The 23638-nt window shown below is 32.8% G+C and carries 34 protein-coding genes; 7 read left to right on the top strand and 27 right to left on the bottom strand.

The features are described from left to right. Positions 1-9: 9 nt before the first annotated feature. The 4 genes from terL to CC204_RS17850 form a co-directional block, all read right to left on the bottom strand. Entirely contained in the window at positions 10-1479 is a 1470-nt protein-coding gene (terL, locus tag CC204_RS17865) for a phage terminase large subunit (protein ID WP_088271408.1), read from the bottom strand. Beyond that, positions 1472-1918, bottom strand: coding sequence for a terminase small subunit (locus CC204_RS17860; RefSeq protein WP_088271407.1), 447 nt, complete (start codon positions 1916-1918; stop codon positions 1472-1474). The genes terL and CC204_RS17860 overlap by 8 nt, the downstream gene beginning before the upstream one ends. Before the next feature lie 162 nt (positions 1919-2080). Beyond that, positions 2081-2503, bottom strand: coding sequence for a DUF1492 domain-containing protein (locus CC204_RS17855; RefSeq protein WP_088271406.1), 423 nt, complete (start codon positions 2501-2503; stop codon positions 2081-2083). A gap of 407 nt (positions 2504-2910) precedes the next feature. Next, on the bottom strand, positions 2911-4650 hold the full coding sequence (locus tag CC204_RS17850) for a phage/plasmid primase, P4 family (RefSeq protein WP_227011198.1): 1740 nt from the start codon (positions 4648-4650) through the stop codon (positions 2911-2913). Positions 4651-4927: 277 nt separating this feature from the next. Between CC204_RS17850 and CC204_RS17845 the strand changes: the two genes are divergently transcribed. Continuing rightward, positions 4928-5158 carry a hypothetical protein gene (locus CC204_RS17845; protein ID WP_157894322.1) on the top strand — a complete coding sequence of 77 codons (231 nt, stop codon included), beginning with the start codon at positions 4928-4930 and terminating at the stop codon, positions 5156-5158. Here the strand turns inward: CC204_RS17845 and CC204_RS17840 are convergent. Beyond that, a complete protein-coding gene (locus CC204_RS17840; protein ID WP_227011197.1) occupies positions 5155-6792 on the bottom strand; it encodes a hypothetical protein in 1638 nt (545 codons plus the stop codon). The genes CC204_RS17845 and CC204_RS17840 overlap by 4 nt on opposite strands. 104 nt (positions 6793-6896) lie before the next feature. Between CC204_RS17840 and CC204_RS17835 the strand changes: the two genes are divergently transcribed. After that, positions 6897-7151, top strand: a complete 255-nt coding sequence (locus tag CC204_RS17835; RefSeq protein ID WP_088271403.1) for a hypothetical protein — start codon at positions 6897-6899, stop codon at positions 7149-7151. A 36-nt stretch (positions 7152-7187) separates the two neighbouring features. Here CC204_RS17835 and CC204_RS17830 read toward each other — a convergent pair whose 3' ends face one another. The 16 genes from CC204_RS17830 to CC204_RS17755 all read right to left on the bottom strand — a co-directional run bounded on the left by CC204_RS17830 (position 7188) and on the right by CC204_RS17755 (position 15842). After that, positions 7188-7691 (bottom strand): DUF669 domain-containing protein, encoded by a 504-nt coding sequence (locus CC204_RS17830; protein ID WP_088271402.1) that lies wholly within the window; start codon positions 7689-7691, stop codon positions 7188-7190. A 1-nt stretch (position 7692) separates the two neighbouring features. Then, complete coding sequence (locus CC204_RS17825) at positions 7693-7872, bottom strand: hypothetical protein (RefSeq protein ID WP_088271401.1); 180 nt, start codon at positions 7870-7872, stop codon at positions 7693-7695. After that, a complete protein-coding gene (locus CC204_RS17820) occupies positions 7872-8153 on the bottom strand; it encodes a hypothetical protein (RefSeq protein WP_088271400.1) in 282 nt (93 codons plus the stop codon). Before CC204_RS17820 ends, CC204_RS17825 begins: the two co-directional genes overlap by 1 nt. 76 nt (positions 8154-8229) lie before the next feature. Continuing rightward, entirely contained in the window at positions 8230-10074 is a 1845-nt protein-coding gene (locus tag CC204_RS17815) for an AAA family ATPase (protein ID WP_088271399.1), read from the bottom strand. Beyond that, the gene (locus tag CC204_RS17810; protein ID WP_088271398.1) at positions 10074-10283 is read right to left on the bottom strand and encodes a hypothetical protein; all 210 of its coding nucleotides are present in this window, start codon (positions 10281-10283) and stop codon (positions 10074-10076) included. The genes CC204_RS17815 and CC204_RS17810 overlap by 1 nt, the downstream gene beginning before the upstream one ends. After that, on the bottom strand, positions 10280-10606 hold the full coding sequence (locus tag CC204_RS17805; RefSeq protein WP_227011196.1) for a hypothetical protein: 327 nt from the start codon (positions 10604-10606) through the stop codon (positions 10280-10282). Before CC204_RS17805 ends, CC204_RS17810 begins: the two co-directional genes overlap by 4 nt. Further along, entirely contained in the window at positions 10603-10881 is a 279-nt protein-coding gene (locus CC204_RS17800) for a hypothetical protein (RefSeq protein ID WP_157894321.1), read from the bottom strand. Before CC204_RS17800 ends, CC204_RS17805 begins: the two co-directional genes overlap by 4 nt. A gap of 26 nt (positions 10882-10907) precedes the next feature. Then, positions 10908-11144 (bottom strand): hypothetical protein, encoded by a 237-nt coding sequence (locus CC204_RS17795; protein ID WP_088271396.1) that lies wholly within the window; start codon positions 11142-11144, stop codon positions 10908-10910. Further along, positions 11141-11461 carry a hypothetical protein gene (locus CC204_RS17790; protein ID WP_088271395.1) on the bottom strand — a complete coding sequence of 107 codons (321 nt, stop codon included), beginning with the start codon at positions 11459-11461 and terminating at the stop codon, positions 11141-11143. Before CC204_RS17790 ends, CC204_RS17795 begins: the two co-directional genes overlap by 4 nt. After that, on the bottom strand, positions 11458-12708 hold the full coding sequence (locus CC204_RS17785) for an SNF2-related protein (protein WP_088271394.1): 1251 nt from the start codon (positions 12706-12708) through the stop codon (positions 11458-11460). Before CC204_RS17785 ends, CC204_RS17790 begins: the two co-directional genes overlap by 4 nt. Continuing rightward, positions 12709-13095 (bottom strand): hypothetical protein, encoded by a 387-nt coding sequence (locus CC204_RS17780; protein ID WP_088271393.1) that lies wholly within the window; start codon positions 13093-13095, stop codon positions 12709-12711. It abuts the gene before it with no gap. A 32-nt stretch (positions 13096-13127) separates the two neighbouring features. Then, positions 13128-13487, bottom strand: coding sequence for a hypothetical protein (locus tag CC204_RS17775; RefSeq protein ID WP_088271392.1), 360 nt, complete (start codon positions 13485-13487; stop codon positions 13128-13130). Further along, positions 13488-14396: a hypothetical protein gene (locus CC204_RS17770; protein ID WP_227011195.1), complete on the bottom strand. Its 909-nt coding sequence runs from the start codon at positions 14394-14396 to the stop codon at positions 13488-13490. It lies immediately after the preceding gene. 2 nt (positions 14397-14398) lie between these two features. Then, positions 14399-14599 carry a hypothetical protein gene (locus CC204_RS17765; protein WP_088271391.1) on the bottom strand — a complete coding sequence of 67 codons (201 nt, stop codon included), beginning with the start codon at positions 14597-14599 and terminating at the stop codon, positions 14399-14401. Next, entirely contained in the window at positions 14592-15560 is a 969-nt protein-coding gene (locus tag CC204_RS17760; RefSeq protein ID WP_088271390.1) for an RNA ligase family protein, read from the bottom strand. The genes CC204_RS17765 and CC204_RS17760 overlap by 8 nt, the downstream gene beginning before the upstream one ends. Positions 15561-15569: 9 nt before the next feature. After that, a complete protein-coding gene (locus CC204_RS17755) occupies positions 15570-15842 on the bottom strand; it encodes a hypothetical protein (RefSeq protein WP_088271389.1) in 273 nt (90 codons plus the stop codon). A 106-nt stretch (positions 15843-15948) separates the two neighbouring features. Here CC204_RS17755 and CC204_RS17750 point away from each other — a divergent pair, with 106 nt between their 5' ends. Beyond that, positions 15949-16626, top strand: a complete 678-nt coding sequence (locus tag CC204_RS17750) for a hypothetical protein (RefSeq protein WP_088271388.1) — start codon at positions 15949-15951, stop codon at positions 16624-16626. Here CC204_RS17750 and CC204_RS21725 read toward each other — a convergent pair. From CC204_RS21725 to CC204_RS17740, 3 genes are all read right to left on the bottom strand, one after another. Then, positions 16615-16749, bottom strand: coding sequence for a hypothetical protein (locus tag CC204_RS21725; RefSeq protein WP_257790120.1), 135 nt, complete (start codon positions 16747-16749; stop codon positions 16615-16617). The two genes, CC204_RS17750 and CC204_RS21725, sit on opposite strands and share 12 nt — an antisense overlap. A 183-nt stretch (positions 16750-16932) precedes the next feature. Beyond that, on the bottom strand, positions 16933-17199 hold the full coding sequence (locus CC204_RS17745) for a helix-turn-helix domain-containing protein (protein WP_088271387.1): 267 nt from the start codon (positions 17197-17199) through the stop codon (positions 16933-16935). 2 nt (positions 17200-17201) lie between these two features. Further along, positions 17202-17396 carry a helix-turn-helix domain-containing protein gene (locus CC204_RS17740; protein ID WP_088271386.1) on the bottom strand — a complete coding sequence of 65 codons (195 nt, stop codon included), beginning with the start codon at positions 17394-17396 and terminating at the stop codon, positions 17202-17204. A 307-nt stretch (positions 17397-17703) separates the two neighbouring features. Here CC204_RS17740 and CC204_RS17735 point away from each other — a divergent pair, with 307 nt between their 5' ends. The 4 genes from CC204_RS17735 to CC204_RS17720 all read left to right on the top strand — a co-directional run bounded on the left by CC204_RS17735 (position 17704) and on the right by CC204_RS17720 (position 20752). After that, positions 17704-18045, top strand: a complete 342-nt coding sequence (locus tag CC204_RS17735; protein ID WP_088271385.1) for a helix-turn-helix domain-containing protein — start codon at positions 17704-17706, stop codon at positions 18043-18045. Continuing rightward, a complete protein-coding gene (locus CC204_RS17730; RefSeq protein WP_088271384.1) occupies positions 18042-18698 on the top strand; it encodes an ImmA/IrrE family metallo-endopeptidase in 657 nt (218 codons plus the stop codon). Before CC204_RS17735 ends, CC204_RS17730 begins: the two co-directional genes overlap by 4 nt. 23 nt (positions 18699-18721) lie before the next feature. Next, a complete protein-coding gene (locus CC204_RS17725; protein ID WP_088271383.1) occupies positions 18722-19516 on the top strand; it encodes a hypothetical protein in 795 nt (264 codons plus the stop codon). A gap of 72 nt (positions 19517-19588) precedes the next feature. Beyond that, positions 19589-20752, top strand: a complete 1164-nt coding sequence (locus CC204_RS17720; protein ID WP_088271382.1) for a site-specific integrase — start codon at positions 19589-19591, stop codon at positions 20750-20752. A gap of 301 nt (positions 20753-21053) precedes the next feature. Here CC204_RS17720 and CC204_RS17715 read toward each other — a convergent pair whose 3' ends face one another. The 3 genes from CC204_RS17715 to CC204_RS17705 form a co-directional block, all read right to left on the bottom strand. Further along, positions 21054-22079, bottom strand: a complete 1026-nt coding sequence (locus tag CC204_RS17715) for an Abi family protein (protein ID WP_088271381.1) — start codon at positions 22077-22079, stop codon at positions 21054-21056. Positions 22080-22465: 386 nt separating this feature from the next. Further along, entirely contained in the window at positions 22466-22825 is a 360-nt protein-coding gene (locus CC204_RS17710) for a hypothetical protein (RefSeq protein WP_088271380.1), read from the bottom strand. 436 nt (positions 22826-23261) lie between these two features. Next, the gene (locus tag CC204_RS17705) at positions 23262-23636 is read right to left on the bottom strand and encodes a hypothetical protein (RefSeq protein ID WP_088271379.1); all 375 of its coding nucleotides are present in this window, start codon (positions 23634-23636) and stop codon (positions 23262-23264) included. Positions 23637-23638: the final 2 nt, after the last annotated feature.

Below are 23638 nucleotides of genomic sequence, written 5' to 3'. Positions count from 1 at the left end.
CACACTCCTTTAAAACATTCGTTTAACTTGTTTATATTTTTGTTTTTTTGATTGAGTCGAAGCTCTCAATTTATTCGCGCAAATTTCTGCAATGCCAGTTAGCCCATCTGGTGCATCATCATGTTTATTTTTACCTTGTTTTTGATAAGACATTAAATCTTCATAGAGTTCTGGCCAACGATGCTTCCATCCTTTAGGGAAAAATACATTTTCCATGATCCAAGGTGCATTCGTAATTATTCTAGCTTTTTTATTTTTTGATTGGTGAAACCATTTAATTACAGTTTGATTTGTTCGATATTTTTCTTTGAGCTTATCGCTGACACTTCTAGCATATCCAGTACCACCATTGTTAGATTCAAACCAAGCTGTATTCACTTCATTTTTATATAGTTTTTCAACGGTCTTGTCTCTGGTTATTCCTTGATCTTCTACTGTATAAAGAATGTCCAAAATATAAGCTTTATTATCTAGAGTTTGACCGAAGATATACATTGCATGCTTATCGTCACCTTCATCTGCGGTATCTGTATAAGCATAAGTATGAATTATTTCTGGTAAATCTGATTGTTCATACTCATTAAAACCATCTAGGTACAATCGTCCTTTTTGGTCAATTGGAACTTGTTGATAGTTGGCTGATGCAATATCAATTCCCATTGCAGCACATTTCTTTTTATAATCTTTGTAAGATAAGACAGATGAACAGAGCATAGTTTCGGTCTTTTCATCAATTAGTGCTTGCATGATAACCGTCCTAATTTTGTATCCCATGGCTGGCATCTCATCAATAATGTGCCCAGCCAAGTCTTTAGAGTGCCATCTTGTCATAATAACGGCAATTTTACCACCCGACTCCACACGAGATAGCATTTGTTTTGTAAACCAGTCCCAGTGCTTTTGTAATTCAACTTCATTTAAGGCTTCTTTAATCCCTTTGATAACATCATCAATAATCATAAAGTCAAACCCTTTACCAGTTCCAGAACCACCAGGTGATGTTGCTAGATATGATAATTTTGATCCCTGTAATGCCCAGCGTTTAGCAGCTGAAGTCCCATGCTTTAGTTTAGCCCTCGGAAAGATATCATTATAAACAACCTGATCATCTGTAACTCTTTCTTCGGCTATAGTATCTCGAACCTCTTTTGAAAAATCAGTTGCCATATCTTCATTATATGATCCTGTAGCTACTCGAAGTTTAGGATTGTTACCTAGCTTCCATTCAACAAATCGACCTGCAGTTAGTGATTTACCATGTCTAGGTGGTACATTTAGAACAAGAATGTCATCGTCAGAATCCATGAAATCTTCAAACTCGTAACAAAGTTTTTTCAAGTATTGTCGATCAGACTTATAAAAATCAGGAACCATTAATTGACAGTATGAAAAAAAGTCACTACGAGCATTTCGTAATAACTTCTCCCTTTTTAACTTTTTCAATTCTTTCAAATTTCTATAATACTCAAATTTATCCATCTGAAATCATCCCGATCTCTTTTTTCAGATCTGCAATTTTTTGATCCAATTCAACATCAGATAATCCTTCAGCATTCAAATCAACTTTTCCATTAATTTCATGAATTTCTACTGCTTTATAACCCGCACGATCCAAGAAATCTCTCGCTGCTGTCAATCGATCGGAATCTTTTGCTGATTTATCGTTCATAATCTTGCTCATAACGTCCCTAGCTTCAATTGCATCAAAGAAAAACTCACGTTTTAGTTCAATTTCAATTTGCTTTTCTCTAATTTCAAGGTATTCCAGCACATAAGGATTCTTAAGAAGCTGAGAAGATTGAACTTGAGCAGTTTTCTTACTATATCCAGCGTTAATTGCAGCTTGTTTTTGATTTTTTTTACGTAATTTCAAGAATTCATCAATAAATTGTTTTTGTTGACGTGTTGCTTCTCTCATTTTTCTCAACTCCTTAACCTTAAGTAAAAAAGACACCTCACAAAAAGTGAAATGTCCCTTCATATATTTTTCGATACTATCATATTACAACAATTTTTTAACTTTAGTAATGAAGTAAAACTGAACAAAAAGTGAACTAAAACTGAAGTGAAAGTGAACTGTTTATGAAATAGGTAACTTAACATTATCTAAACCTTGAGCATAAAGACTAACAATATGCCTTACTGAATAATGTTTCATATCTGCTATTTCTTCAAAGGTCATTGAATCTATAAAGAAACATTCTAATACTTCAGCACTACGATCATCTTCTAACTGATCGATACAGTGATAAATTTCTAAACGATTTTGTTTATTGATGTCAGTTAAGTTTTTGATTCTTTTTTTCGTTTCTTCTTTTTGAACAAATAAATCTTCAATCGTAACAGTTTGACCACCACTAGGCATATCTTTTATCTCAACACTTTTAATTCCTGTTATTCGATTATCTATTTCAAGAAGTTTTTCTTCAAGTCGTTTTATTTTTTGTTGATAACGTCGATACCTTTTTAAATAACTTTTTTTAACTTGATTCTCTTCTTTCAACGTTTCACCTCCATTTTGTTACTGCTCACATTTTTAACCGTAACACACCTAACACCTAGAGCCTCAAAGGTTACAGCGTTTTTAAACTGAAAATGTTACGGTTAAAACCCTATTTTTTTATATTATAAATAATAGATAAAAAATTTAAGGACTATTAATATAAAAGAAGTTACAAGTAACCGTAACACCGTAACAGAATCGCTCAACACCTTGATACTCTAAGTGTACAGCTGTTACGGTTAATCGTTACATGTTACGGTTAGAGTCGTAACAGAGACCTTTTTTACTACTTTTAACCAAAAAACAGGTGTCAAAAATGGGTAAAATTTGACCAAAAACAGCCGAATTAGGTCAAAAATGACCACGCCTAATTTTTTATAAAAAAAGTTTCTTCTATTATATAGTGTTTATTTCATGATAAAAATTTTTTTAGGCTTTCCATCTATACGTTGAACTTTAGTTGATAAATTTTTTAAACGATTTATTTCTCTACTAAATACATTTGATGACGTAGGTTGAAAACCATTATCTACACACCACACTTGATAGATACGATGAATGTCAGCAACAACTTCATTCTCTAACTTAGGTTCAACTTCTTTAAGGAATCCAATGATCGGATTATTTTGTTCTTCGTATTTTGTAGTTTCTTTATCAATTGTTCTGGAAGGTGAGAATTTTCTATTTTTTAATAATCGTTTTAAACCTAGGATGGCCAATTGTAAAACATATTCCATTGACTGTTGAGATATTAATTTATCTTGAATAAACGGATCAAAGTCCTTATCTTCAGATGTAAATTTTGCATTGAAAGGAATCATCATTAATCTACGCATCAACCCATTACTTGTATCATTAATTCGTGGCATCCGGTTAGCTGAGAAAATTAGTTTTGAGTAATTCGTGAAATCAAATGGATCTCGCCCTTTTCGTTCTACGTTAAGAGCTTCACCAGTTACAAGCTTTTTAAATTCAGAATTATCCTTGATGTATTCACCAGAAATATCATCACCAATATTTGCTAACTTACCAAATAGTTCAGCAGTTTTAAATCGTTGATTGAGTTCTTTTAGATCCAAAGAAGATGTATTATCTTCTCCAGCAAGTTTACGAACAATTTTTAAGTAAGACGATTTACCGTTACTTCCCCCACCAGTTAAAATGAAAGCTTTACCCAACTCATTCCGACGTAACAAAATATAACCGAATATCTCTTCAAGTACTTTTCGAAGTGATTTATCATGACAAGCAATTTTATTTAATGTACTATCTGTCACTTCGTAGTAAGCATCTTTCACATAATTTACCGGAATTTTGTTCTTAATGATTATATTAGGATCAAAACTCATCAGTTCCCAGGTCTCTAAATTTAAAATACCATTCTGGACGGCCACATAATGAGTAGCTGCTAACGTTTTTTCTTCAGCCTTCAATTGGATATAACTTAAAACTTCCATTCTACGAGCTTTGGTTAAATGAGGTAGGTGTTTAATCATCGCTCGCTCAATCTCATTCTGATTATCTGAATACACACCGTCTTTATAAATGTGCAGTACATCCATAATCGTAATGATATTATGTTCAGCAATTAAAAACTTTGCGAAATGATCATGAAGAAAAATATTTCCTTTAAAAAATGATTCTTTCAAAAAAGCTTCATCACGCAAAATTGTATTTATTTCTGAATCATCTAACGGAGAAGATAGTATGAAGTTATTGATGATTCTAATTGTTTGACGAATTTCTTTTTTATTCATCCCAACGGATTGAAGCTTTAGAATATAGTTGAATAGTTCCTGGTTCCTATTTCCTTCATCAATTTCAGTAATAGGACTCCTTGGATTAGATTTTTTCTTTTTCTCCATTGGATATAACCATTTAGGTAATGGATCATAATCATTTGTTTTTATTAACCACTTACGAGATTTACCATCAATCTTTAGTGGATCAGCAGTATTTTTATTTCCCAATTTAATCGTCACTTCTACACCGATTGCCGAATACCATTCAATACTATTTTTAGTTAAATCAAATCCTTTGAAATAGACATGAATACCTTTTGATGTTTTTAAAACTGAACAACCTAAGTTTAATGATTTGATAATTTTTAAAAGTAGTTTTGCTTCAGCAGGTGTATCAATGTCCACCATGACAAACTCATCATCTAAAATACCAACAAAAGAATCGAATTTCCGTACTGTTTCATAAGACAGTAACTTTTTAGGATTATTTTTAAATGATTCAGCAGCATGTTTTTCACTGCCTTTAAGATAACCTCTATAAATTTTTATTCACCTACCTTTCACATGTGGTACAATTAGTTTAAAATAATTTTAAGGAGTGATTAGTATGTTTATTAATACTGATAAGATCGAAGAACATCGTACATTAGCTAAATTTCCACTTGTTGTTAAAATTAGAGGTATGAAATCGTATTCTGTTCATAACGTATATTTAAAACAAAATGATGATGAGTTAGAAACTCAGTATTTTGTATTCGAATATATTTCTGGTACTGCAGTTATGAATTGGACTAAAGATGATTATGAACGTGCGAATAACTTTTTAGATATTTCAGATACACCAATTGTAATGATGGATAAGTACAACGGTAAGAACGATTATGTTAATGTATCGACAGATTATCGGTATTAACCAAGAAAATCTTTAACTCTTTTCTGAGTTAACTCTATATACCAACTCCTGTCTAACCAGTCAGGGGTTTTTTCATTTGTCACATCAGTATTAACAATTTTACAAATATCTGGTGTGTATCCGATTTTCTGAATACTATCACCTTTTACTTTTTTGAGTTCTTTTCCGGAAGTGCTGGCAAACAATCGAAATACTCGTTCATGTCTCTTTTTCTTACCGTACAACGCGTAATCAAACTTACCACTAATCTTAGTGATCTTCTGGAATTCTATTAGCTTATCGCTCTGATTAATTGTCTCCTCAACAGGTGTACCTTTCACCAGGTAATTAACCACTGCTTTATTGACAATCGGTAAATCATAATCTAAATGATCCAATTTTTTAACGTATGCACCTTTAGATTTATGTTCTCCCTCCATATCAACAATTAAGTAATTGTTAACATCTTTTTGATAAATCTTTTTGTAAAAGTCAAAGCTCATGTGTAATCGAGTACGCTGTTCCCACTCATAAACTAAATCATCAAATAAATCAAAATCATCACGTTTAATTTTTACAAGAATACCATCGGTATTTGATTGTATCAGTTCCAGCGATGGTAAAACTTCTAATTTTTCTATCAAGTCTAATAAGAATAACTGACCATATATACACACCAGTAACCTATTTCTTGGATCATACATTGCATTATATTTATCACCTTCAGCTCCATAGGTAATATTACAAATACGCTTGTATGGTTCACGTTCTTTTTTCTTCTTCTCTTCTTTCAATTTCAAACTTGTATCTAAAATATATTTAAATTTAACAGGTTGAGATACACCTCTAGATAATAGATCATATTCTGTCATGATAGTTGGGTACAGTTGATCAACGTCAGCCATGATCATTAATTCGTCTGAGTCACATTCATAATAAAATTTTGAAATAGCGCCATGTACTCCACCACCAGCAAATACATGTGGTACACCTAAAACATCTATCTTTAACTCTTTAGGATCACCAGTGTAATTTCTAAAAAAATCAAGTACATTAGTATGCTTGTTGATACGTAGTACTTCTGGAAGAAAAATATCGAAAGCATCATCCGTTTCTTTTTTGGTTGCTCCTAATATTGTTGCAGCTAACTGTGCCTGAGTTTTAGAAATATGTTTCAGAGGTAACTGAAATTCATTAATTAAAGCTAAGTGCGATTGAAATTCAACTAACTGTCGACCGAAAACTTCCATTGTTTCGTGAACATCATGACGACAGTAAAAAATGACTTCATCAATTTCGGCATCTGTCAATTTACGAGGAATATCAAATGGTACTGTCGTTTCTCTAATATCATGTCCCATGAATCCTTCTAACTGCTTCAATGATTTATCTCTCTTAACCATCGTGTCATAACTAAAAAGTTGGATAGAATTAAATTGTCGGCTAAATTCCCAGCCCTTTTTGTGTTTAACGATGATCCAATCATTCACTTCTTTTGGATTAAAGCCACAGATGATAGCCTTTAAAATATATCGATCATAACCATTACTATTAAACCCTACCCATATATCTTTTTTATGCTGATGATAAAATTTAAGTAGTCCATCAGCATCATTAATAAAGATGTGCTCACTCTGAGTTTCTGTGTCCATCATTACAACTAACCAATCATATTGAAAAACCTCGAAGTCATAAAATATGATGACTATCACCTTCTTTCATGAGATAATTTAATAAAATATAAAGGTGGTTAAAACACATGACTGATGAAGAACTATATGAGAAAATTAAAAGCACTTTAAATGCTACATCTACTGTTGATATTGATAATGATTTCGTCAATACATATCAATTCTTTTTTGAACCTAATTTTGTGAAATTAAGATGTATTTCATCTAACCAGCATCAAAATTATCCTGATGCTACTCACAGTCAGGTTGTTTCGGAATATGCAGGCCTCACTCCTCAAGGTAGAAGTAAATATATCGAACTAAAAAATAGATTTGATAAGTAATAGTGTAAGATGGGGAAATTAATCCCCATCTTTTTATTAATCTAAAATCTCTAAGACTTCATACGTTTCGTACCCTTTATTTGTACGCCCTTTTTCAAGAATGTACTCCCATTCGTCCTCAATGATTTCTTCAGCAATATCGAGAATTAGATCGTTATATTCTCCGAATCCATTGAAATCAACCTCATCATGATCTGCATCCCAAAGTGATCGTAATAGCTCATTATTCTTGTGGACTTGGAAGCCAAATGCTTTCTCATTTGCCGGCTGCATCACACCATTGTAAAAAATTAGGCTATCTTTAAATTCACCATCTAAAATTTGGAATTGAATTTTAAGCATTGGATCGCCACCAGATTTATCTTCTTTTATTTTTGATTGACCCAGCTCCATATTTTTTACTTTTACTTCATACTTACCTAACGGAATTTCAGGAAAATCACCGCCACCATTTTCTTCTGCAGTTTTTACATCGTCCTTCAGTGCATCAAGGTCTACCTGTTTATCAAATTTACTCCAGTCAAATTTTTGTTCAGTCATGTTAAATAGTCTCCTTCGTAATTTTATTATTTTTAATTTTTCCAATTTCAAAACAACATGTATCAAGTGAGTGTTTCAAAGAATATTTTCCAATTTCAATCAATAATTCTTCTTTTGATCCTGCGATAATTTTTACAGAATTTAAGCCCGTACCTTCATAACTATCAAAGAATACCCACATTATTCATCTCCTCCATCAGATTCTACTTCTTCTGTTTCTTCCTCATCCCACTCATCTTCATCAGATTCATTGGATAATTCACTTTCCATGATTCCAGCAGGAGTATTAAATTTCATATCCAACTTAACAAGGAAGTACTCCCCAGCTTTATTTGATTTTTGTTGAATAGAATGACCGACCATTTCATCGGGAAATTCTTCTTTTGCTTCATCTACAATTTTGTTTGCTTCCTCTTCAGTATTTGCAAACCATTGCTCTTTTGTGTTTAGCTGTTTTCTCATCTATTTTTCCTCCTAAAATATTAAAATGGTAAATCGTCATCTGATATTTCGATTGTTCCCCCATCAAAAGGGGTTTTTACTTTGACTCTCGTTTACGACGGCGGCGAGCTGGTTTTTCTTCCTGTTCAGGCTCTTCATCTTTTGATTTGCGCTCACGTCTTTTACGTTTTGGAGCTTCTTCAGTTTCGTTAGATTTTTCACCTGGGGGAGTTTCATCATCTTCTGGATCTGTTTCTACTTCTTTTTTATTACGTCTTTTACGCTTAGGTGGCTCAGTTGTTTCTTCATCTTTTTCATCAGTCTTTTCTTCTACGTCATCAGCAACATCTTCTTTTTTACGACGTGATTTTTTAGTTTTTTCTTCCACAACTTCATCAGTTACTGTTGGTGCAGCCTTTAGAGTTTTGTTAGCTGAATCATATACATCTAATAGTTCTTGAACCTTTAGATCAATTTCGGTTACTGGTAAATTTGGTAATCGTCCCCCACCAAAGACATAGTCTTTAGATTTAAAGATGATTTTACGCTCGTCATCATCAGCTACTACACGTCCAACAATATCAACCATACCAGCAACTTTTAAAGATGCTTTATCTTGTAGATTTGGTGCAATTGCCGTAATTTTATCACCTGTTTTTTTCGTCACATCTTTTGAAATATCTTCATGACTGATGAAGATGATGTTTTCATATGGTAAATGGACAATCCGCTTAATTACATTTAGGAACTCATTACGAACCATATCCCATGCTTTAAAACTGTTATCTGACTCATGTTCAATGCCCAATTTTTCATACATATAAGATCTGGCAGACTGATACGTATCTTCTAAAAGGTCAATGACGATCGTTTGAAAATCATTGTCTTTTTTCTCAAGCTCAAAAATAGTATCTTTCAATTTATCCCAAGCCTTAACTGTCTCAGTAATACGACCATTTGAAGTAACTTCATCAGCGATACTAATGAATGGCGCATCAACAAATCTGATGTTACCATCTGTATTCAGCATTAAAGGATTTGGAAATTCGTTAGCAAATGTTGTTTTTCCACTAAATGGTGCGCCATAAAGCCAAAATACTCGTTTTGTTACTTTTTCTACATTTCTTCGTTCTGTGCTAGGTAATTTCATTACTATCTCTCCATTCTTATCTTGTTCAAAATTTAAATAATCACGTGGTGTTAATGTTGTCCATCGACCAGACTTTTTAGCATTAATGGCTGCACAGCTAAAACATTTACCATGTGGATCACGCGGATAATCTGTTGTTGATTCAATTTCCTTGATTTGATTAAAGAATCCATTAACTTTTGACTCGTCATATTTGATTTCTCGAAATGTTACTTTTGCAGAAGCTAATGTTTTAACAAGTCGTTTTCGAAATTGAAACAGGTCTTCTGTCTTACCAGGTTTAACTCCTACTTTTTCAATAAAGAGAAAACCAAGTTGTCGGATATTGAATCCATCTTCTTCCAAATAATGTTTGTAGATGTGTAGCTGTGCTGAGTCCATGTAATTCTTAATATTGTTACTATATTTAAAATCAATGACCAAGCATTGACCGTCTGGACCTTTTACAATTAAATCGACATAACCAACGTATTCTGGTCGATCAATTTTGTATTCATGGATGAACTCACATTGCTGGAAATTCTCTGATAAGAACTCTTTAACTTTTGGAAGCATTCGATCCATCTTAATAGCTTCATTCACTATGTCATCTGTAATGATTGGGTATGAATTGTAGTAATCTTGAATCATTGTAGTAGCATTTGTTTCGATACCTTTATGCAACGCACCACCTAGAATCAATGGACTATTTGCACTGTAATCAGGAATTTCAGGTTCCTCATCAATGTATTTTAATTTGAAATGATAAGGACATTCTTTAAAGAGTGAAACCCTGGAGTAACTATATTGCATTATGAATCACTCTCCTGATCGTTCTTAGATACATATTCCTGTTTAATATAGAAATTTTGATCCTTAATTTCCTCAAGTGAAAACTCAAAGCTTTTACCAATACGTAATTCATTTCTATATTCAACATATATCTGATCAACTTTTTCATCTTCAATTAGTTCAAATACATCTAGTAATGAGATTGGTAAATAAACTGGTCCTTTACTCATCTAAACCACCTTTCTTTCCACTCATCAAATGTGAGTTGATAATAATCAAATTCTGGAAATTTGTTTTCCTTTACCTTATTTGGTCGTAATATATATCCTTCACCACTATTTGTATTAATTAACCCCATGTTGTAAGCTTGTAATTTTGATTCATAATACTCATCATTTTTAAGCTCTATCCCATGAAACGTACCATCAATACAAACGAGCAAATCAGGAATTCCTTCAACTGTAAACTTGCTACCAGCCCAATATTTTACATACCAAACTTTATTGTCTTTAAGAAATTGAATGACTTGTTGCTGAAACTTCGACTCCCTCATAATTGTGTACCTACTTCAATATCATCTGATACAGGGTACCAATCTTTAACAAAATCAATTCCATTTCCACTAACGCCATAAGTGTCACCATCTTCATCGATGATTTTATAATCGCAGTGCATATATTTGGGATATGGGTACGGTAAATTCCCCTTAACCGCATGACAAGCTTTTGCCTCAATCACTGTTCCATAATAAAAACCACCATATCTAAGACCTAGATACACAACTTTAATGCTGCTTGGGTTGGCATATCCACTTCTGACTTTATCCATCATTCTTTTTTGATTCTTTTTTTCACTCATACTTTCACCAAGTGATCATAATTAATCACTGTTCGATTCCCTTTTTCATCTGCAACTAGTGCGCTACAATTATATTTTTTAAGAACAGTTACTTTTTCTTTATGATCAATGAGCGCCACATCATTAACCTCTAACTCAGTAGGAATTGAACTTCTACTAAGTCTTGTTCCAGAAAATCCTAGTCCATAAATACCACTACTGGCCGCCACTCTTAATCTAGCTGGTGCGCTCATGATTTCACCGCAATTCTTAATGAAGCATTTCGCTTGGTTACTTTAGGGTAATCCTCTAATAGTTCCCCATATAACTTAGCTTCTTCTTTTTGTAATTTTTTCAAATCGACGCTTGTTGAGCTACTTGCAGCTACACGAGTAATTTTTAGATAATCGTTGTCGATTGATTTGATATCATGTTGATCCATTGCTTCAGTTAATTCACTTTTCAATTGCTCAAGTTTTTCTTTTGCTTGTTTGATTTGACCATCTAACAATGCGTAATTTGCCATAGATGCCATATATTTATTTTCAAAATTAGTTAATTCATTACTCATTTCTTCATCTCCTCATATTCAAATAGTTCATCAGTATAATCTTTTCTCATTTTCAGTACGTCCAACATTCGCCATTCAACACTACCTTTAGTTAATAGATAGTAATAAAAACAAGGTTGCTTTTGACCAATTCGATGTGTTCGTTTTTTACTTTGTTCAAATAATTCACTCTTATCAGTTAAAGTAAAGTAGATGATCTTATTGGACTTCTGTAAATTGAGGCCCATTGCACCTGCCTGATACTGAATCAGAGTGATACTGTCACTTTGTCTTTCATACGCTTCTAGATCTCGCATATCACCATTTACGGATGATACAGGTCGTTCCAGTTCATCACATAGTTGTTTTATCACTTCATACTCTTTTTTAAAGTTGTAGAAGATTATTAATCGATCACTTGTAGACTCAATAAGCTCTCTTAAACGAATCAGTTTATTCTTATTCATATGACCAGCAAATTGACGTTGATATAATTTGGCTTTGGATGGTGTATCTCCAATAAACATTTCACCATCGTATTCACACATGTGATGTGCTGAAAACTCTTTGTACTGCTTCGTTGTTTTCACTAGTATGTTGATATGGTTTTGTTCAGGCAGATCATAAACTTCTTCCGTCTTCATAAATACCGCACCATACTGCCTTAATTTACGTTTTAGACGGTCAATATTCTTATAACCAATAATCTTCCAACCTCCATCAATATCATCCCATTCACGCTTTACATACTGTTTCATGAATAAGTCACGACTGATTTTCCAGCCGAGTAGATTTACCTGAGATATTATTTCTTCATATTTCCCACTTACAGGAGTCCCTGAAAGTAAAATTACATTATTTGGTTTAAGCTGATTTAAGATGAATTTAGAGCGATTAGAGCGTTCATTTTTAATTAGGGAAGATTCATCCAACATCATTGTAAAGTCTCTTAAATGGGTTAATTCTGGTCTTCTCCATACCTTGTCATAGTTAATGATTAGAACTGACTCTTCTGGAATAATCTCTAGTGATTGTTTATCAAAAACGATCGCTTTGTACTCTGGATAAAACTCTTCGAAATGCTCTTTCCAGTCATCAATTTTTGACTTCTGACAAATGACTAAATTGTATGGTGTGTTGAGTTCCCACATTTTTTCAGAACCAATGAAGGTTTTCCCAAGTCCCATGTCAACATAATAAGCAACACGATTGTAATCATAGGTGTCATTTAGTAGTTGATCTTGGTGTAGAAACAGGTTAACTTTCATTTATTTTTCAAGACCATCTAACTTATCCAATAAGATTTTCAGTTCACTATCTTCTGCTGCTAGTTCATCTAGTTTCTTACGCTGAAGTGCTGCCTTTGCCTTTTCATCAATTTCAGATTTCAATCGTTTGATATTTCGTTGACGTTCCTTTTCATGAGACACTTGATCAAGCTCTACTTTTTGAATAATGTAGGATGAACTATTTACTGAAAAATCATCGATATACTCGATAAATTCTGCAACAGCATACCCATGTCTAGTTTCAACAACGACAAAATCACCTTCTTGTAGATCAGCAATCAAGGATAAATAGTGATAGTCCTTGTCAGTTCTACGCTGTTTTTCAAAATCATTGATAAATTTTACTGATGCTTTTAATGCTTTCATATGTTACACTCCTCTTAAGATATGATATTTATTTAATGGCTTGTATCGTTTGCAGACGATGCAGGCTCTTGTTTTATTTGTTCTTGAATAGCTTCAGATGTTAATTGGTAAATTTTTGCTTCTACGAAACCGCATGTAATTAATCCAGTAGCTTTAGAATCAATCACATTGGACTTGATTAGTGCTGCTTCCATACCTTCGTTTTCCGACCAACCTTTAATTGCGACTGCATTTGATGCCAACGAAACATCTGTATTTACACTTGCTGTAGCGATCAATTCACCTTCATAATCTGTACCTTTAGCACCAATCAATTGAATTGCTGTATTACCGTTGTCAGCATAACTTGAAAAGACAACTTCACTTTCATAGTTCATAAATGTTACTTTCATTTACTCATAGCCTCTTTCCTCTAAGAATTCTTGAACTTCTTCCCAATTAATCTGTAGGTCATCCATCAGGCTTATATCCTCTTTTTCTTGAAATTTTGTTTCCTGAAGTAAATCCTGATCGATGTACGGATCAACGTTGTCATTAATTAACGCTTTTAGTACTTCTGGTTTAAGAGCATCCAACTCCCAGCTAGAGTGACCATACTGACTGATATACCCTTTTGCTCTACTATCTGAAAGTTTTGCAGGGTTTGGCGGTGGATTATATGTTTCTATTTGGTCCATGTTAAGGGCTAACCGCTTAAATTCTGGACTAGCTCCGAACAAGTTAAGCCGTTCAATGATGTCTCGACTCATATCAATGCCGCTAGGATCATGGTCACCTAAATGTAATATGACAGTTTCTTTGCCTTTTTGTTCGTAGTACATCAAACGTCTTGCTGCTCTCCACATTTCTGATTGAGATGTGTAGCCACGACATGAAAAGTAATCGACATCAATATCATTGCAAATGCTACCTATCACACCCGCAAGGGCATCTTTTTCCACCCATACCTCAATATGATATGGTTGATTTTTCCACTTATCTAACCTGTAATGAGCAAAGGCTCTTCTAATTGCATCTTGTGGATTCTCATCTGATCTCAAGCCTCTGATACTTCGCGTTCGATCAATAATAGAATTCCAATCAATTACACCAGCTAAACGACCATCATTGATGAGTGTTCCTAAATTTTTATAAGATCGCTCACTATTCGGAATCAAATCAGTAGCGACTAATTGGTAATAGACTTGCCGTAAAGTCAGGTCATACCCTTTTTCCTGATACTCTTCTATTACTTGATTCACTCGCTCAATCATCTGAAGAGATTCAGCTCTGAATCGTTTTGGTACATATTCGATTTTCAAAATTAAACACCCACTCTCTGAACTTCATTCAAAATTTCATTGTGCTCGTGATACATTTTAGTAAGCTGGTTAATCAAATTTATGTCTTGATCAACTAATGGTTTAGCATTTTCATGTCTGAGTAATTCAGCATAGTTATCAACTTTGTCTTTGATTGCGCCAACTACTAATCTTCTTTGTTCTGGATTAAGCAATTTACTCACACTCGCTTTCTCTGATTAGTTCTTTAATCATTTTCGCAATCTGGCTACTATACCCTTCAACTAATTTTTTTAGTGATATGGCTGATTCATTAACTTCCCTAGTAGTTTCCCTCGTATATTCACAAATGGCATCTTCTTTAACTGCCAACATTATCTTTCCGATATTTTTTGGAACAAGGTCATACTCACCATGTGACAATACATTTTTGACCCTATTAATAGTGATGTACTCTCCAAGTTCTGTTCTAATCTCCAATTCTTCAATACTAAAAATTTCTTTTGTTCTATTTGGTTTATTATTATTTTTTTGTTTTTCGGAAAATGAAGCTAGCTTATGCTTTACTCCAATAAATTTAAGACCGTCATGAGTATTTATTTCGTAGCCGTTAATAGGTTGGTAGACATTTCCTTCACGATTTCCACCAAGATAAGACTTATCATCAGGTTCCTGTTTTAAAAATTCTCGCAGCGGTTTAATATCTTCTATTGGTACCAAATCATCACGTTCAAAAAAATAAATTAATTTTTCATATCCAAACACATACCTTGATGTCGCAGGAAACCCGATCAAGTGAACCAATACATTGAAAACTTTGAAAGATTTATTTTTGTTTTTATTTACTTCATAATCCATACTTTGCACACCGTTCCCGAAATATTCGCCATAAACGTTTAAGTAATCAATACTTGGATGATACTCAAAGATTTTAGCAATTGATTCATATACAGTGTCTGGAATCACTAATTTTAAAGCTGAAAATTGTTTATCATCATCAGTAATTAGTGATGTTCGCTTGGCCAGTCCTTGTTCTCCATTTCGATTAATTACGATTGAAGCATTAGCAACATGTATTTTTTCAGTTGAATACCATAATTCATCCAATTTATTGGCGATGCAATGTTCTTTACCTATTGCATAGTGGTTTACTAATGATGGATATTTCATAAAATTTAAAGTCATAATTTCCTCCTAATTTAATCTCTTTCTATTTGGTACATATGAATGAAAGTCCAACATCCGAACAATGACATAAGCAACAATGACAGCTAAACTTATCCAAATTGACATGTGTGACGTAGCAACAACGAACAGAGCCATAGGAATATCTTTCAGCTTTATCGTGCCGTTAAAAATACAGAGAATAATGATCATCATCCCAGCAACTACCCACAGACTTGACAAAACGGCTAGAAATAGAACAAACGGCGTTTCGTCTAATGCGTTGAAAAATTTGTGTTTCATTGATGTTCCCCCTTTCTTAAATTCATATTGTCGTAAATCTTTCACCTTGGTATACTGTATCTATCAGCAAGTGGTCTGCTGAAATAAACTCAAAGGAAGTCCCAAAATGAAAAAATGTTTTTTTGTAACCCCCATTGGACAAGAAGGATCTGAGGAAAGAAAAAATTCAGATGATACATTAGAGTTTTTAATTGAACCTATTTGTTCTAAAAATGGTATGGAAGTCATCAGAGTTGATAAAGTAAATGATACTGATAAAATTGATGTTACAATTATGAATCATCTTCAATCAGCTGATCTCGTAATTGTTGATATGACGACACATAATCCTAATGTTTTCTATGAGTTTGGTTATAGACATGCGTTAGGAAAACCGTTGATTCCTATAATTAAAAAAGGCAGTGATGGTATTCCTTTCGATGTATACAATTTAAGAACTATTTTCTATGCAACAGAAGTTCGTGCTCTTGAAACAGCTAAAAATCAATTAGATGAAACAATAAAAAATATCGACTTTGAAGAGATAGAAACCACTGAATCTTCGAGCGAAATCAATATTCCTTTATTAAAGATTAATGACAAACTAGATACATTGCTTAAAGCGATTGAAATTAGAAATGAAGCAGAGATAGACTTAATTGCCAGCCAAGTTGCTAAGCATGCTAAACCAAAAGATGACATAGATGCTACATTAATGAAAACTGTCATGCCTGAACTATTAAAAAATCCTGATTCTCTAAAACAATTACTGGAAATAAGTGCAATGTTCCCTTCAGATAAATAAATCACTTTTGGAGCCCTTTAAATAATTGATTTGGGCTTCTTTTTTATTTATTTCACATACTAAAAGTAATATCGCTATCTCTTTCCACCTTACTTGTGATAGTATTTCAACTAATTCTTCCACTTGCCTCTACCCTCCTTTATCCTTAGTAAAATGCTTACGATCCATAACACTGCTATAAGGCCGATCCCCTGAAAGGTTTCTCCAGCTGCTAAACAGATAATGGATATAATCAACAAGATTAGTGTAGAAATTATAAGTAGTAAATTTGATTTCATGTGATTCCTTTCATTGCTTGCCCAAGATTCATGATTTTTGTTTTAATACCCATTGTTTAACGGTAATGAAATCGTAAAATTTAGAACTACCAATTGTTCCATGTGGCATACCTAATTTTTCCCACGCTCTAATTGTTTTGGTAGACACTCTCATTTTTTCAGCAATTTCAACTTGATTGTATGGCTGCTCTGAAATATGAACATCTTCCCTAGCAGCTTTGAATTCTTCAACAGCAATTTCATAGATGTGTCGTCTTAACGATTTAGCATCTTCATCGGTTAAAATTACATTCATTGTTATACCTCCTTGATCACTTCCAATGATTCAAGTGCAGCTTTAATTTCTGGAATCTTACTTTCAGGACTTCTACGCCCCTTCATGATATCCGACATATACGGTCTAGAAATATCAATCTGATCGGCAAGCCATGCCTGAGTTTTATTATGTTTAGCTAACTGGACTCGAACATATGTGATAAATTCTTGTGACATCTAATCACTTCCTTTCTTACTTTATTATTTGTAAGCTAACTAAATTAGCTAATTTTCTAAAATTCGTTGACAAAAATTAGACTTTGTTTTAATATATAGACATAGCTAAATAAGACTATAAAAAGCCTACAAATCAACATTCACACCGTTCCCCAACGATTTAATGTATTTGTTTAAAGGTTTTGTTTGTCAATAATTAGCTAACTAAATTAGCTTACGAGATGAGTATATTATACTTAGTTTTAATTGTCAACGAAAAAGTAGACTTTGTTTTAATTTATTTTTCTCGGCTGGAAGGAATACTGATATGACAGCATTTGATAGGTTGAAAAAACTATGTGATAAACAAGGGATTTCTGTAAATACACTTGAAGAACGGATTGGTCTTGGAAAAAATACTTTGTATTCATGGAAGAAAAAAGTGCCAACTGGTTCAAATTTAAGTAAGGTCGCTGATTACTTCGATGTATCTACTGATTACTTATTAGGTCGCACAGACAATCCCAATATTGAGGGGAAAGGAGAAGAAGAGTTTACCACTTTCTTTCGTATTGATACAAAAGATGTTCCTGAAGAACATAGGGAGAAATTAGAAGAAGAGCTAAGAGATTACTATGAATATATGAAAAACAAACTAAAAAATAAATGATTGGACGATCGCTTGTGGACTTAGACTATGACACTTACTTTGAATATCATGACCAAACATATGTAATTATTGATAAAGTTGCTAGCTATTATGGGATTGAATTAAAAGACCTTCGTTGGAATCATTTTAAAGATTATGCGATCGATGTAGAAAATATTGAAATTATCCCCTACCAATTTGGAGAGGTGTTGACCGAATATTTATCAGGGAATATCATACGTTTTGATAATAATTATGGTATTTCTTTTAATTCATTAATGAATACTGGCAGACAAAAATTTTCCATCCTTCATGAATTAGGACACTTTTACTTTGATATGGATCAATTGAAGGTATCACAAAGTTTTTCGGACTTGTTAGAAGGTAATGGGTATTCTGAAGAAGATTTTCCTAAAGAAGCCAGAGCTAATGTATTTGCATCATTAACTATGATTAACGATGAAGCCCTAAAAGAATGTTTTAGAAAGCGGATGACCTTTCAAGATATAATACTAGAGTTTGAAACAAGTCAATCTGGTCTTTACGTTCGTATTTTTGATTTTTTGACCAAACTTTATATGCTTAATCCAAGTATCGCTAGACAAGCTTTAAACAATTATCGATATTCTGGTGATAGTTCAAAAATCCTTAGTATTATTAGAGTAAGTTTATGATTATTATGGAATGAGGAAAGAAAATGAAAAAAATTTTTGTAGCAATTGTTTTTGGGGCATTATTTATTGTTGGATGCAGTAACAAAAGCGATGATGATTTTGTACAAGATATTGCTAATGCTCTTGAATCAAGATGGAAATTAACTGATAATACTTCGAATGATAAAAAAGTAGATCAAGCTAAGAAAGGAATTGACGCAGAGCTTAATATCATTGATAAATATGAAAACAAAGACTTTAAAAATGTAGATTTTTCAACTCTTTCAAAAGAATATATAAGAGAACTTAATAACGGACTCTATCTTATAAAAACATACGGTGATGATATTAGCGTTTTTTACCCTAAATGGACTGATCATCAGTCAAATAGGTCTAAGATTTTAAATCAAATTAATGATATTTCTAAAATAAAAGTAAGTCCAAAATATCAAGATATGTTAAATGAAGTCTTGAATTACAAGATTGATGATTCTAATGAACCAAGCTCAAAGCCGAGAAAAAATTTTTTTATTATTGATACAATTATTAATTCTCATGAGGTAGGTGATCAATTGATGAGTTATAAAGACTATCAATCTTTTGTTGAAGGTAAATTAACCTTAGAGGGTGTAGTCACTAAGTATGGAGTACCAAGTCATGTAATAGGTGGAGAAGAAGGTGATTCTCACATTGAAGTATGTTATCCAACAGACGAAACTGGATATAGTGCCGACTTAGTTTTTGAAAATAAAAAAACCGGATTTGGAGACTGGGTATTAGATAAAAAATCAGTTGTAGAAACTGAAGGTATAGGATTTGAAAAATATAATAAACAATAGCTATTTCTTTTTGAAAGGAGTGATGCCAAAAGTCATGTATCTCATTGCTTGCCCAAGTAGAAGGAGAACAAAATGGCTACATTTAAACAATACAAAAAGAAAAACGGAGATAAGTTATGGATGTTTACAACCTATCTCAAAACAGACTATGTAACTGGTAAACAAATCAATGTAACTCGAAGAGGATTTAAAACTAAAAAAGAAGCACAATCTTCTTTAAATCAGTTGCTACTAAATCCAGATGATACGGTGCAGCAAACAGTCACTTCTCTCGAAGAAGTGTATGAATTATGGTTTGAAGTCTACAAGACAACTGTTAAGGAAACGACCTATTTACAAACTGATCATCGTATGAAGAAATATGTATTACCTACTTTTGGCGCTATCAAACTTGAACGATTAGATTTAAAAACAGCTCAAAAGATGGTTAACGACTGGTCTAAAAAATTTGGAATGTACACTAAATTATTGTTATATGTAAGTAAGGTGTGTGATCATGCTGTCACACTGGAGATTATTGATTCTAATCCTTTCAAGAAAATAACAAAACCAAAACAAGTTGTACTAAAAAAACATTCTCTTAAATATTACTCAAAAGAACAACTAGAATTATTTATGAAAACTGTTGACCAAAGAGTTTTACAAGTGAGCGATAAAGCTTTAGTACAAAAATACTACGCTGAGTTCGATGCGGCAATCTTCCGTTTGTTAGCTTATTCCGGAATGAGAATCGGCGAAGCTTTGGCATTAAGTTGGGAAGATATCAATTTTGAGGATAAAACAGTTGATATCAATAAGAATCTGTCGCAAACTAAGGACTCTTTTGTCGTCTCTACAACGAAAACAAGAAGTTCTAACAGAATTATCACCCTAGATAATAAAACGCTGTATGCCCTCAAAAAATGGCGTTTGAGACAACGTGAATTGTTGCTAACAAATGGTGTAACTCAAATCGATTTTATCTTTACTGGTTACGCTGGAGAAATGGTTTATCGTACAGATGTTTATCAACGATCCAAACGATTAGCAGACAAAGCCGTACTTCAGAATATAGGCTGTCATGGATTTAGACATACCCATGCCACGATTCTTTTTGAAGCAGGGATAAGCCCAAAAGAAATCCAGAACAGACTTGGACATTCAGATATTTCTATGACTTTGGATACTTATACTCATTTAACCAAGCAAATGGAGAAATCTACTGTTGATAAATTAATGAAGTATATGGAAAATTAACTAATCTACATCAAAAGCTACATCAAAAATTTTTTTAGACAAAATAAAAAGGCTCAAACCCTTATACGACAAGGGTTTGAGCTCATAAATAAATTTCTTATTTTGTTTCACGGTGTTAAGGCTTTGATGTCTGATAAGCACCGATGCGCACTTTTATATCTGGTAAACCTGCGTTCTCTGTATATTGTGACGGATGAACACTAAAGAAGGGTGTCGCCGTCAAGGTCAAAATCAAGGTCAAAAAATAGCATTGTGAGAAGAAAAAGCATCTACCTATAATTACACTAGTTAGGTAGATGCTTTATTTTGTATTTATGATCCCTTTTAACAACTCATTAAAATTGCCTGGTAATTTGATGTTAGACATCAATAGTTTATATAATGCACGGTTCTCTGTTTCCAAGTTTTTAAACAGAAGCTGTAGTTCCGAAATAAATTTATTTTTCATGTCTTCTCTTTTGGAAAGCATAATAACCATAGTTACACAAAGAGAAAAAAAGTCTCTGTTAAGCGATCCGTTTTTATATTCTTCATACAATTCAATTCTATTATCTGAATATAGTTGAATCAAATGAATTCTCAAATTATGTTTAGAAAGATGGTTCATTATTCTGTTGCCGTGTGCGGCTCTGTTTCTATACTCTTTAACTATAGTCATCATATTACTAAATAACTCTATGTTTTCCTCAATACTCGTAATATGCGAAAATGGGTACTGTTCATAATCGTATAACAAAGTTTTAACGACTTGCTTCTTGATAGTCGGTCTTGAAAGTTTAAACCAGTACATCAGAGTATCTAAAGATACAGAACTAGCTAATACCCAAGGCGGAGCATAACCGTGTTCTTCTCGGTAGTGCTTTATCTGAACGGCATTACTCTCTGAAATAATCTTATTTAGTTTATCTAGTAATATGTCTCTTTCGTATTTCCCGGCATTGTTGACATAGTTTCCTGATTTGTAATTAGCTTCCAATAAATAATCAACATTTTTATGCCCGAATTGTTCCCCTAAATAATAAGAGAAAATCGCTTTAATCGAATCTTCAATTCTAAGTAAATACTTGAAAATAATTGCAGATAGTTCTTTATCAAAGGTATAAGACTGATTAAGATCATGAAATGATTCTCCTTGAAAATCATCTTCACCATTGACACAAACAACATTGAGTATATTTTTATATCCATTGACAAGCGCATAGTAAGAATTATTCTGTAAAATTTGCTTTGCTTGTTCTTTTTCGTTTTTATCGCTGAAATAGAGATTTCTTGAAGCTAGTTTCTCTACTTGCTGATGCCACGTCAAAAATATTTTTTCACTTTCCATATTGAACTCCATTTGATTTTATGTAGAGAAATAGCCCCACCCACAATAGTGGAATGAGGCTATGTATCCCTAGGCTAAACTGCCCTTCTGCATAACAAATATAACACCGATATTGTCTATTAGTCAATACATTTGCTGAAAAAAGTTCAAAAAATACGTAATTTTGTTCGTAAAAACAGTAAAAAAGTTTTCGTTTTACGTAATAATATCTCTTTTACTCAAGAAAAGACTGCTAGTGGGTCTCGATTAAATAACACTAATTTCTTTTAATAATTGTTTGCAACTTGTTCTCTCATACAAAAAGCCCCCGCTTGGGACACATCATAGAGAGGTGTGCGAGGTTCCATTGAATACAATATAGCATTCTATTCTTTTTTTGTCGCTCCTTAATCTTTAATATCCGAAAATCTCCAATTCTTACAAACATCGCAAATATAAACATTTGTTCCATTATCGTGTTTCTTTGAAAAACGAACTCTAGAAAGTTGTTTATTCTTATCTCGGCAAACATTACAAAACACTTCGTTTCCCCTAGTATATACGCCTTGATGAAACTCTAACTCCGAATCCAAAATTTTTTCGTTTTCTAACTCATGTATTTTATTCCTTAACCCTCTATTTTCTTCTTGCAGTTCATACACTGCCGTTTGAATTTCTAACAATACATTTTTTAATTGCAGATCATTCGCTCCAGTTGCTAAATTTTTAGCATCTTGAAACATTTCTTTGATATCAGTATACCCCATAATAAAATCCCTCTCGTTTTTTACTTATTATACCATTCATGATTAATCATTTTATACATGTGTCACATTCCACAAAATATTTCAATTTTTAAGCTGCATCTCCCACACCCCATTTTTTTATTCAAAAATCACTTTTTAGTCTATTTTTGTCATTTTTGACTAAAATTAACGTCAAAAAACATGGATTTTGAGCCACTTAATGAAGTTTTCTCGTTATTTCTGTGCTGTTTGAACTAGCCTGCTATTTGATAAACACGCACCTAAAGTAATAGCTAGAATTATAAATATTAAACTTAATAACGTTTTATTCATCTAAAAACTCTTTTTATTTAATTATTCACAATAACAGTAACAACAAATTATTAATACTGATTGCCTCGTTGTGACTGTGTATTTTATCAGAGTTCAACGTGAATATTTTAAAACATGTAGAATTTCATTTTGGAATAATTTCCACATGTTCTGCTAATACCCAACCATTTAATCCGTATGAGGAATATAAAACTTGATAAGAAACATCTGCTGATTTAATTTCTGATTCAAGTTCGTCAAAAGTATCATACATTATAGGCCATGCCCTCTTTTCTCCTTCTTCCAAAAGCTCTTTATTTTCGGAAAAGAAATCATCTAGCGATCGTTCTTCTAAATCTAAGATAACACTGTATGGCATCTCATCATAAAACTTATAACAAAAGAAGTTATAAAAAATCACTTGTTTGTCCTCTAAATCATTGCTAACATCTAAAATTATCTTCTTTTCTTCAAAATTAACAGAATAACATTTTATTATATAATCATGTATCGGGCTCATTT

Origin of the sequence: Enterococcus wangshanyuanii (assembly GCF_002197645.1) — a bacterium.
In the GTDB taxonomy this organism is placed as follows: Bacteria; Bacillota; Bacilli; order Lactobacillales; family Enterococcaceae; genus Enterococcus_L; species Enterococcus_L wangshanyuanii.
This window is presented reverse-complemented; position numbering and strand designations above follow the sequence as displayed.

Coding starts and splice junctions, on each gene's coding strand:
- terL (WP_088271408.1), bottom strand. CDS start 1,479: ATGGATAAATTTGAGTATTATAGAAATTTGAAAGAATTGAAAAAGTTA.
- CC204_RS17860 (WP_088271407.1), bottom strand. CDS start 1,918: ATGAGAGAAGCAACACGTCAACAAAAACAATTTATTGATGAATTCTTG.
- CC204_RS17845 (WP_157894322.1), top strand. CDS start 4,928: ATGAAATCGTATTCTGTTCATAACGTATATTTAAAACAAAATGATGAT.
- CC204_RS17840 (WP_227011197.1), bottom strand. CDS start 6,792: ATGATGGACACAGAAACTCAGAGTGAGCACATCTTTATTAATGATGCT.
- CC204_RS17835 (WP_088271403.1), top strand. CDS start 6,897: ATGACTGATGAAGAACTATATGAGAAAATTAAAAGCACTTTAAATGCT.
- CC204_RS17830 (WP_088271402.1), bottom strand. CDS start 7,691: ATGACTGAACAAAAATTTGACTGGAGTAAATTTGATAAACAGGTAGAC.
- CC204_RS17825 (WP_088271401.1), bottom strand. CDS start 7,872: ATGTGGGTATTCTTTGATAGTTATGAAGGTACGGGCTTAAATTCTGTA.
- CC204_RS17820 (WP_088271400.1), bottom strand. CDS start 8,153: ATGAGAAAACAGCTAAACACAAAAGAGCAATGGTTTGCAAATACTGAA.
- CC204_RS17815 (WP_088271399.1), bottom strand. CDS start 10,074: ATGCAATATAGTTACTCCAGGGTTTCACTCTTTAAAGAATGTCCTTAT.
- CC204_RS17810 (WP_088271398.1), bottom strand. CDS start 10,283: ATGAGTAAAGGACCAGTTTATTTACCAATCTCATTACTAGATGTATTT.
- CC204_RS17805 (WP_227011196.1), bottom strand. CDS start 10,606: ATGAGGGAGTCGAAGTTTCAGCAACAAGTCATTCAATTTCTTAAAGAC.
- CC204_RS17800 (WP_157894321.1), bottom strand. CDS start 10,881: ATGGATAAAGTCAGAAGTGGATATGCCAACCCAAGCAGCATTAAAGTT.
- CC204_RS17795 (WP_088271396.1), bottom strand. CDS start 11,144: ATGAGCGCACCAGCTAGATTAAGAGTGGCGGCCAGTAGTGGTATTTAT.
- CC204_RS17790 (WP_088271395.1), bottom strand. CDS start 11,461: ATGAGTAATGAATTAACTAATTTTGAAAATAAATATATGGCATCTATG.
- CC204_RS17785 (WP_088271394.1), bottom strand. CDS start 12,708: ATGAAAGTTAACCTGTTTCTACACCAAGATCAACTACTAAATGACACC.
- CC204_RS17780 (WP_088271393.1), bottom strand. CDS start 13,095: ATGAAAGCATTAAAAGCATCAGTAAAATTTATCAATGATTTTGAAAAA.
- CC204_RS17775 (WP_088271392.1), bottom strand. CDS start 13,487: ATGAAAGTAACATTTATGAACTATGAAAGTGAAGTTGTCTTTTCAAGT.
- CC204_RS17760 (WP_088271390.1), bottom strand. CDS start 15,560: ATGACTTTAAATTTTATGAAATATCCATCATTAGTAAACCACTATGCA.
- CC204_RS17755 (WP_088271389.1), bottom strand. CDS start 15,842: ATGAAACACAAATTTTTCAACGCATTAGACGAAACGCCGTTTGTTCTA.
- CC204_RS17750 (WP_088271388.1), top strand. CDS start 15,949: ATGAAAAAATGTTTTTTTGTAACCCCCATTGGACAAGAAGGATCTGAG.
- CC204_RS17745 (WP_088271387.1), bottom strand. CDS start 17,199: ATGAATGTAATTTTAACCGATGAAGATGCTAAATCGTTAAGACGACAC.
- CC204_RS17740 (WP_088271386.1), bottom strand. CDS start 17,396: ATGTCACAAGAATTTATCACATATGTTCGAGTCCAGTTAGCTAAACAT.
- CC204_RS17735 (WP_088271385.1), top strand. CDS start 17,704: ATGACAGCATTTGATAGGTTGAAAAAACTATGTGATAAACAAGGGATT.
- CC204_RS17730 (WP_088271384.1), top strand. CDS start 18,042: ATGATTGGACGATCGCTTGTGGACTTAGACTATGACACTTACTTTGAA.
- CC204_RS17725 (WP_088271383.1), top strand. CDS start 18,722: ATGAAAAAAATTTTTGTAGCAATTGTTTTTGGGGCATTATTTATTGTT.
- CC204_RS17720 (WP_088271382.1), top strand. CDS start 19,589: ATGGCTACATTTAAACAATACAAAAAGAAAAACGGAGATAAGTTATGG.
- CC204_RS17715 (WP_088271381.1), bottom strand. CDS start 22,079: ATGGAAAGTGAAAAAATATTTTTGACGTGGCATCAGCAAGTAGAGAAA.
- CC204_RS17710 (WP_088271380.1), bottom strand. CDS start 22,825: ATGGGGTATACTGATATCAAAGAAATGTTTCAAGATGCTAAAAATTTA.
- CC204_RS17705 (WP_088271379.1), bottom strand. CDS start 23,636: ATGAGCCCGATACATGATTATATAATAAAATGTTATTCTGTTAATTTT.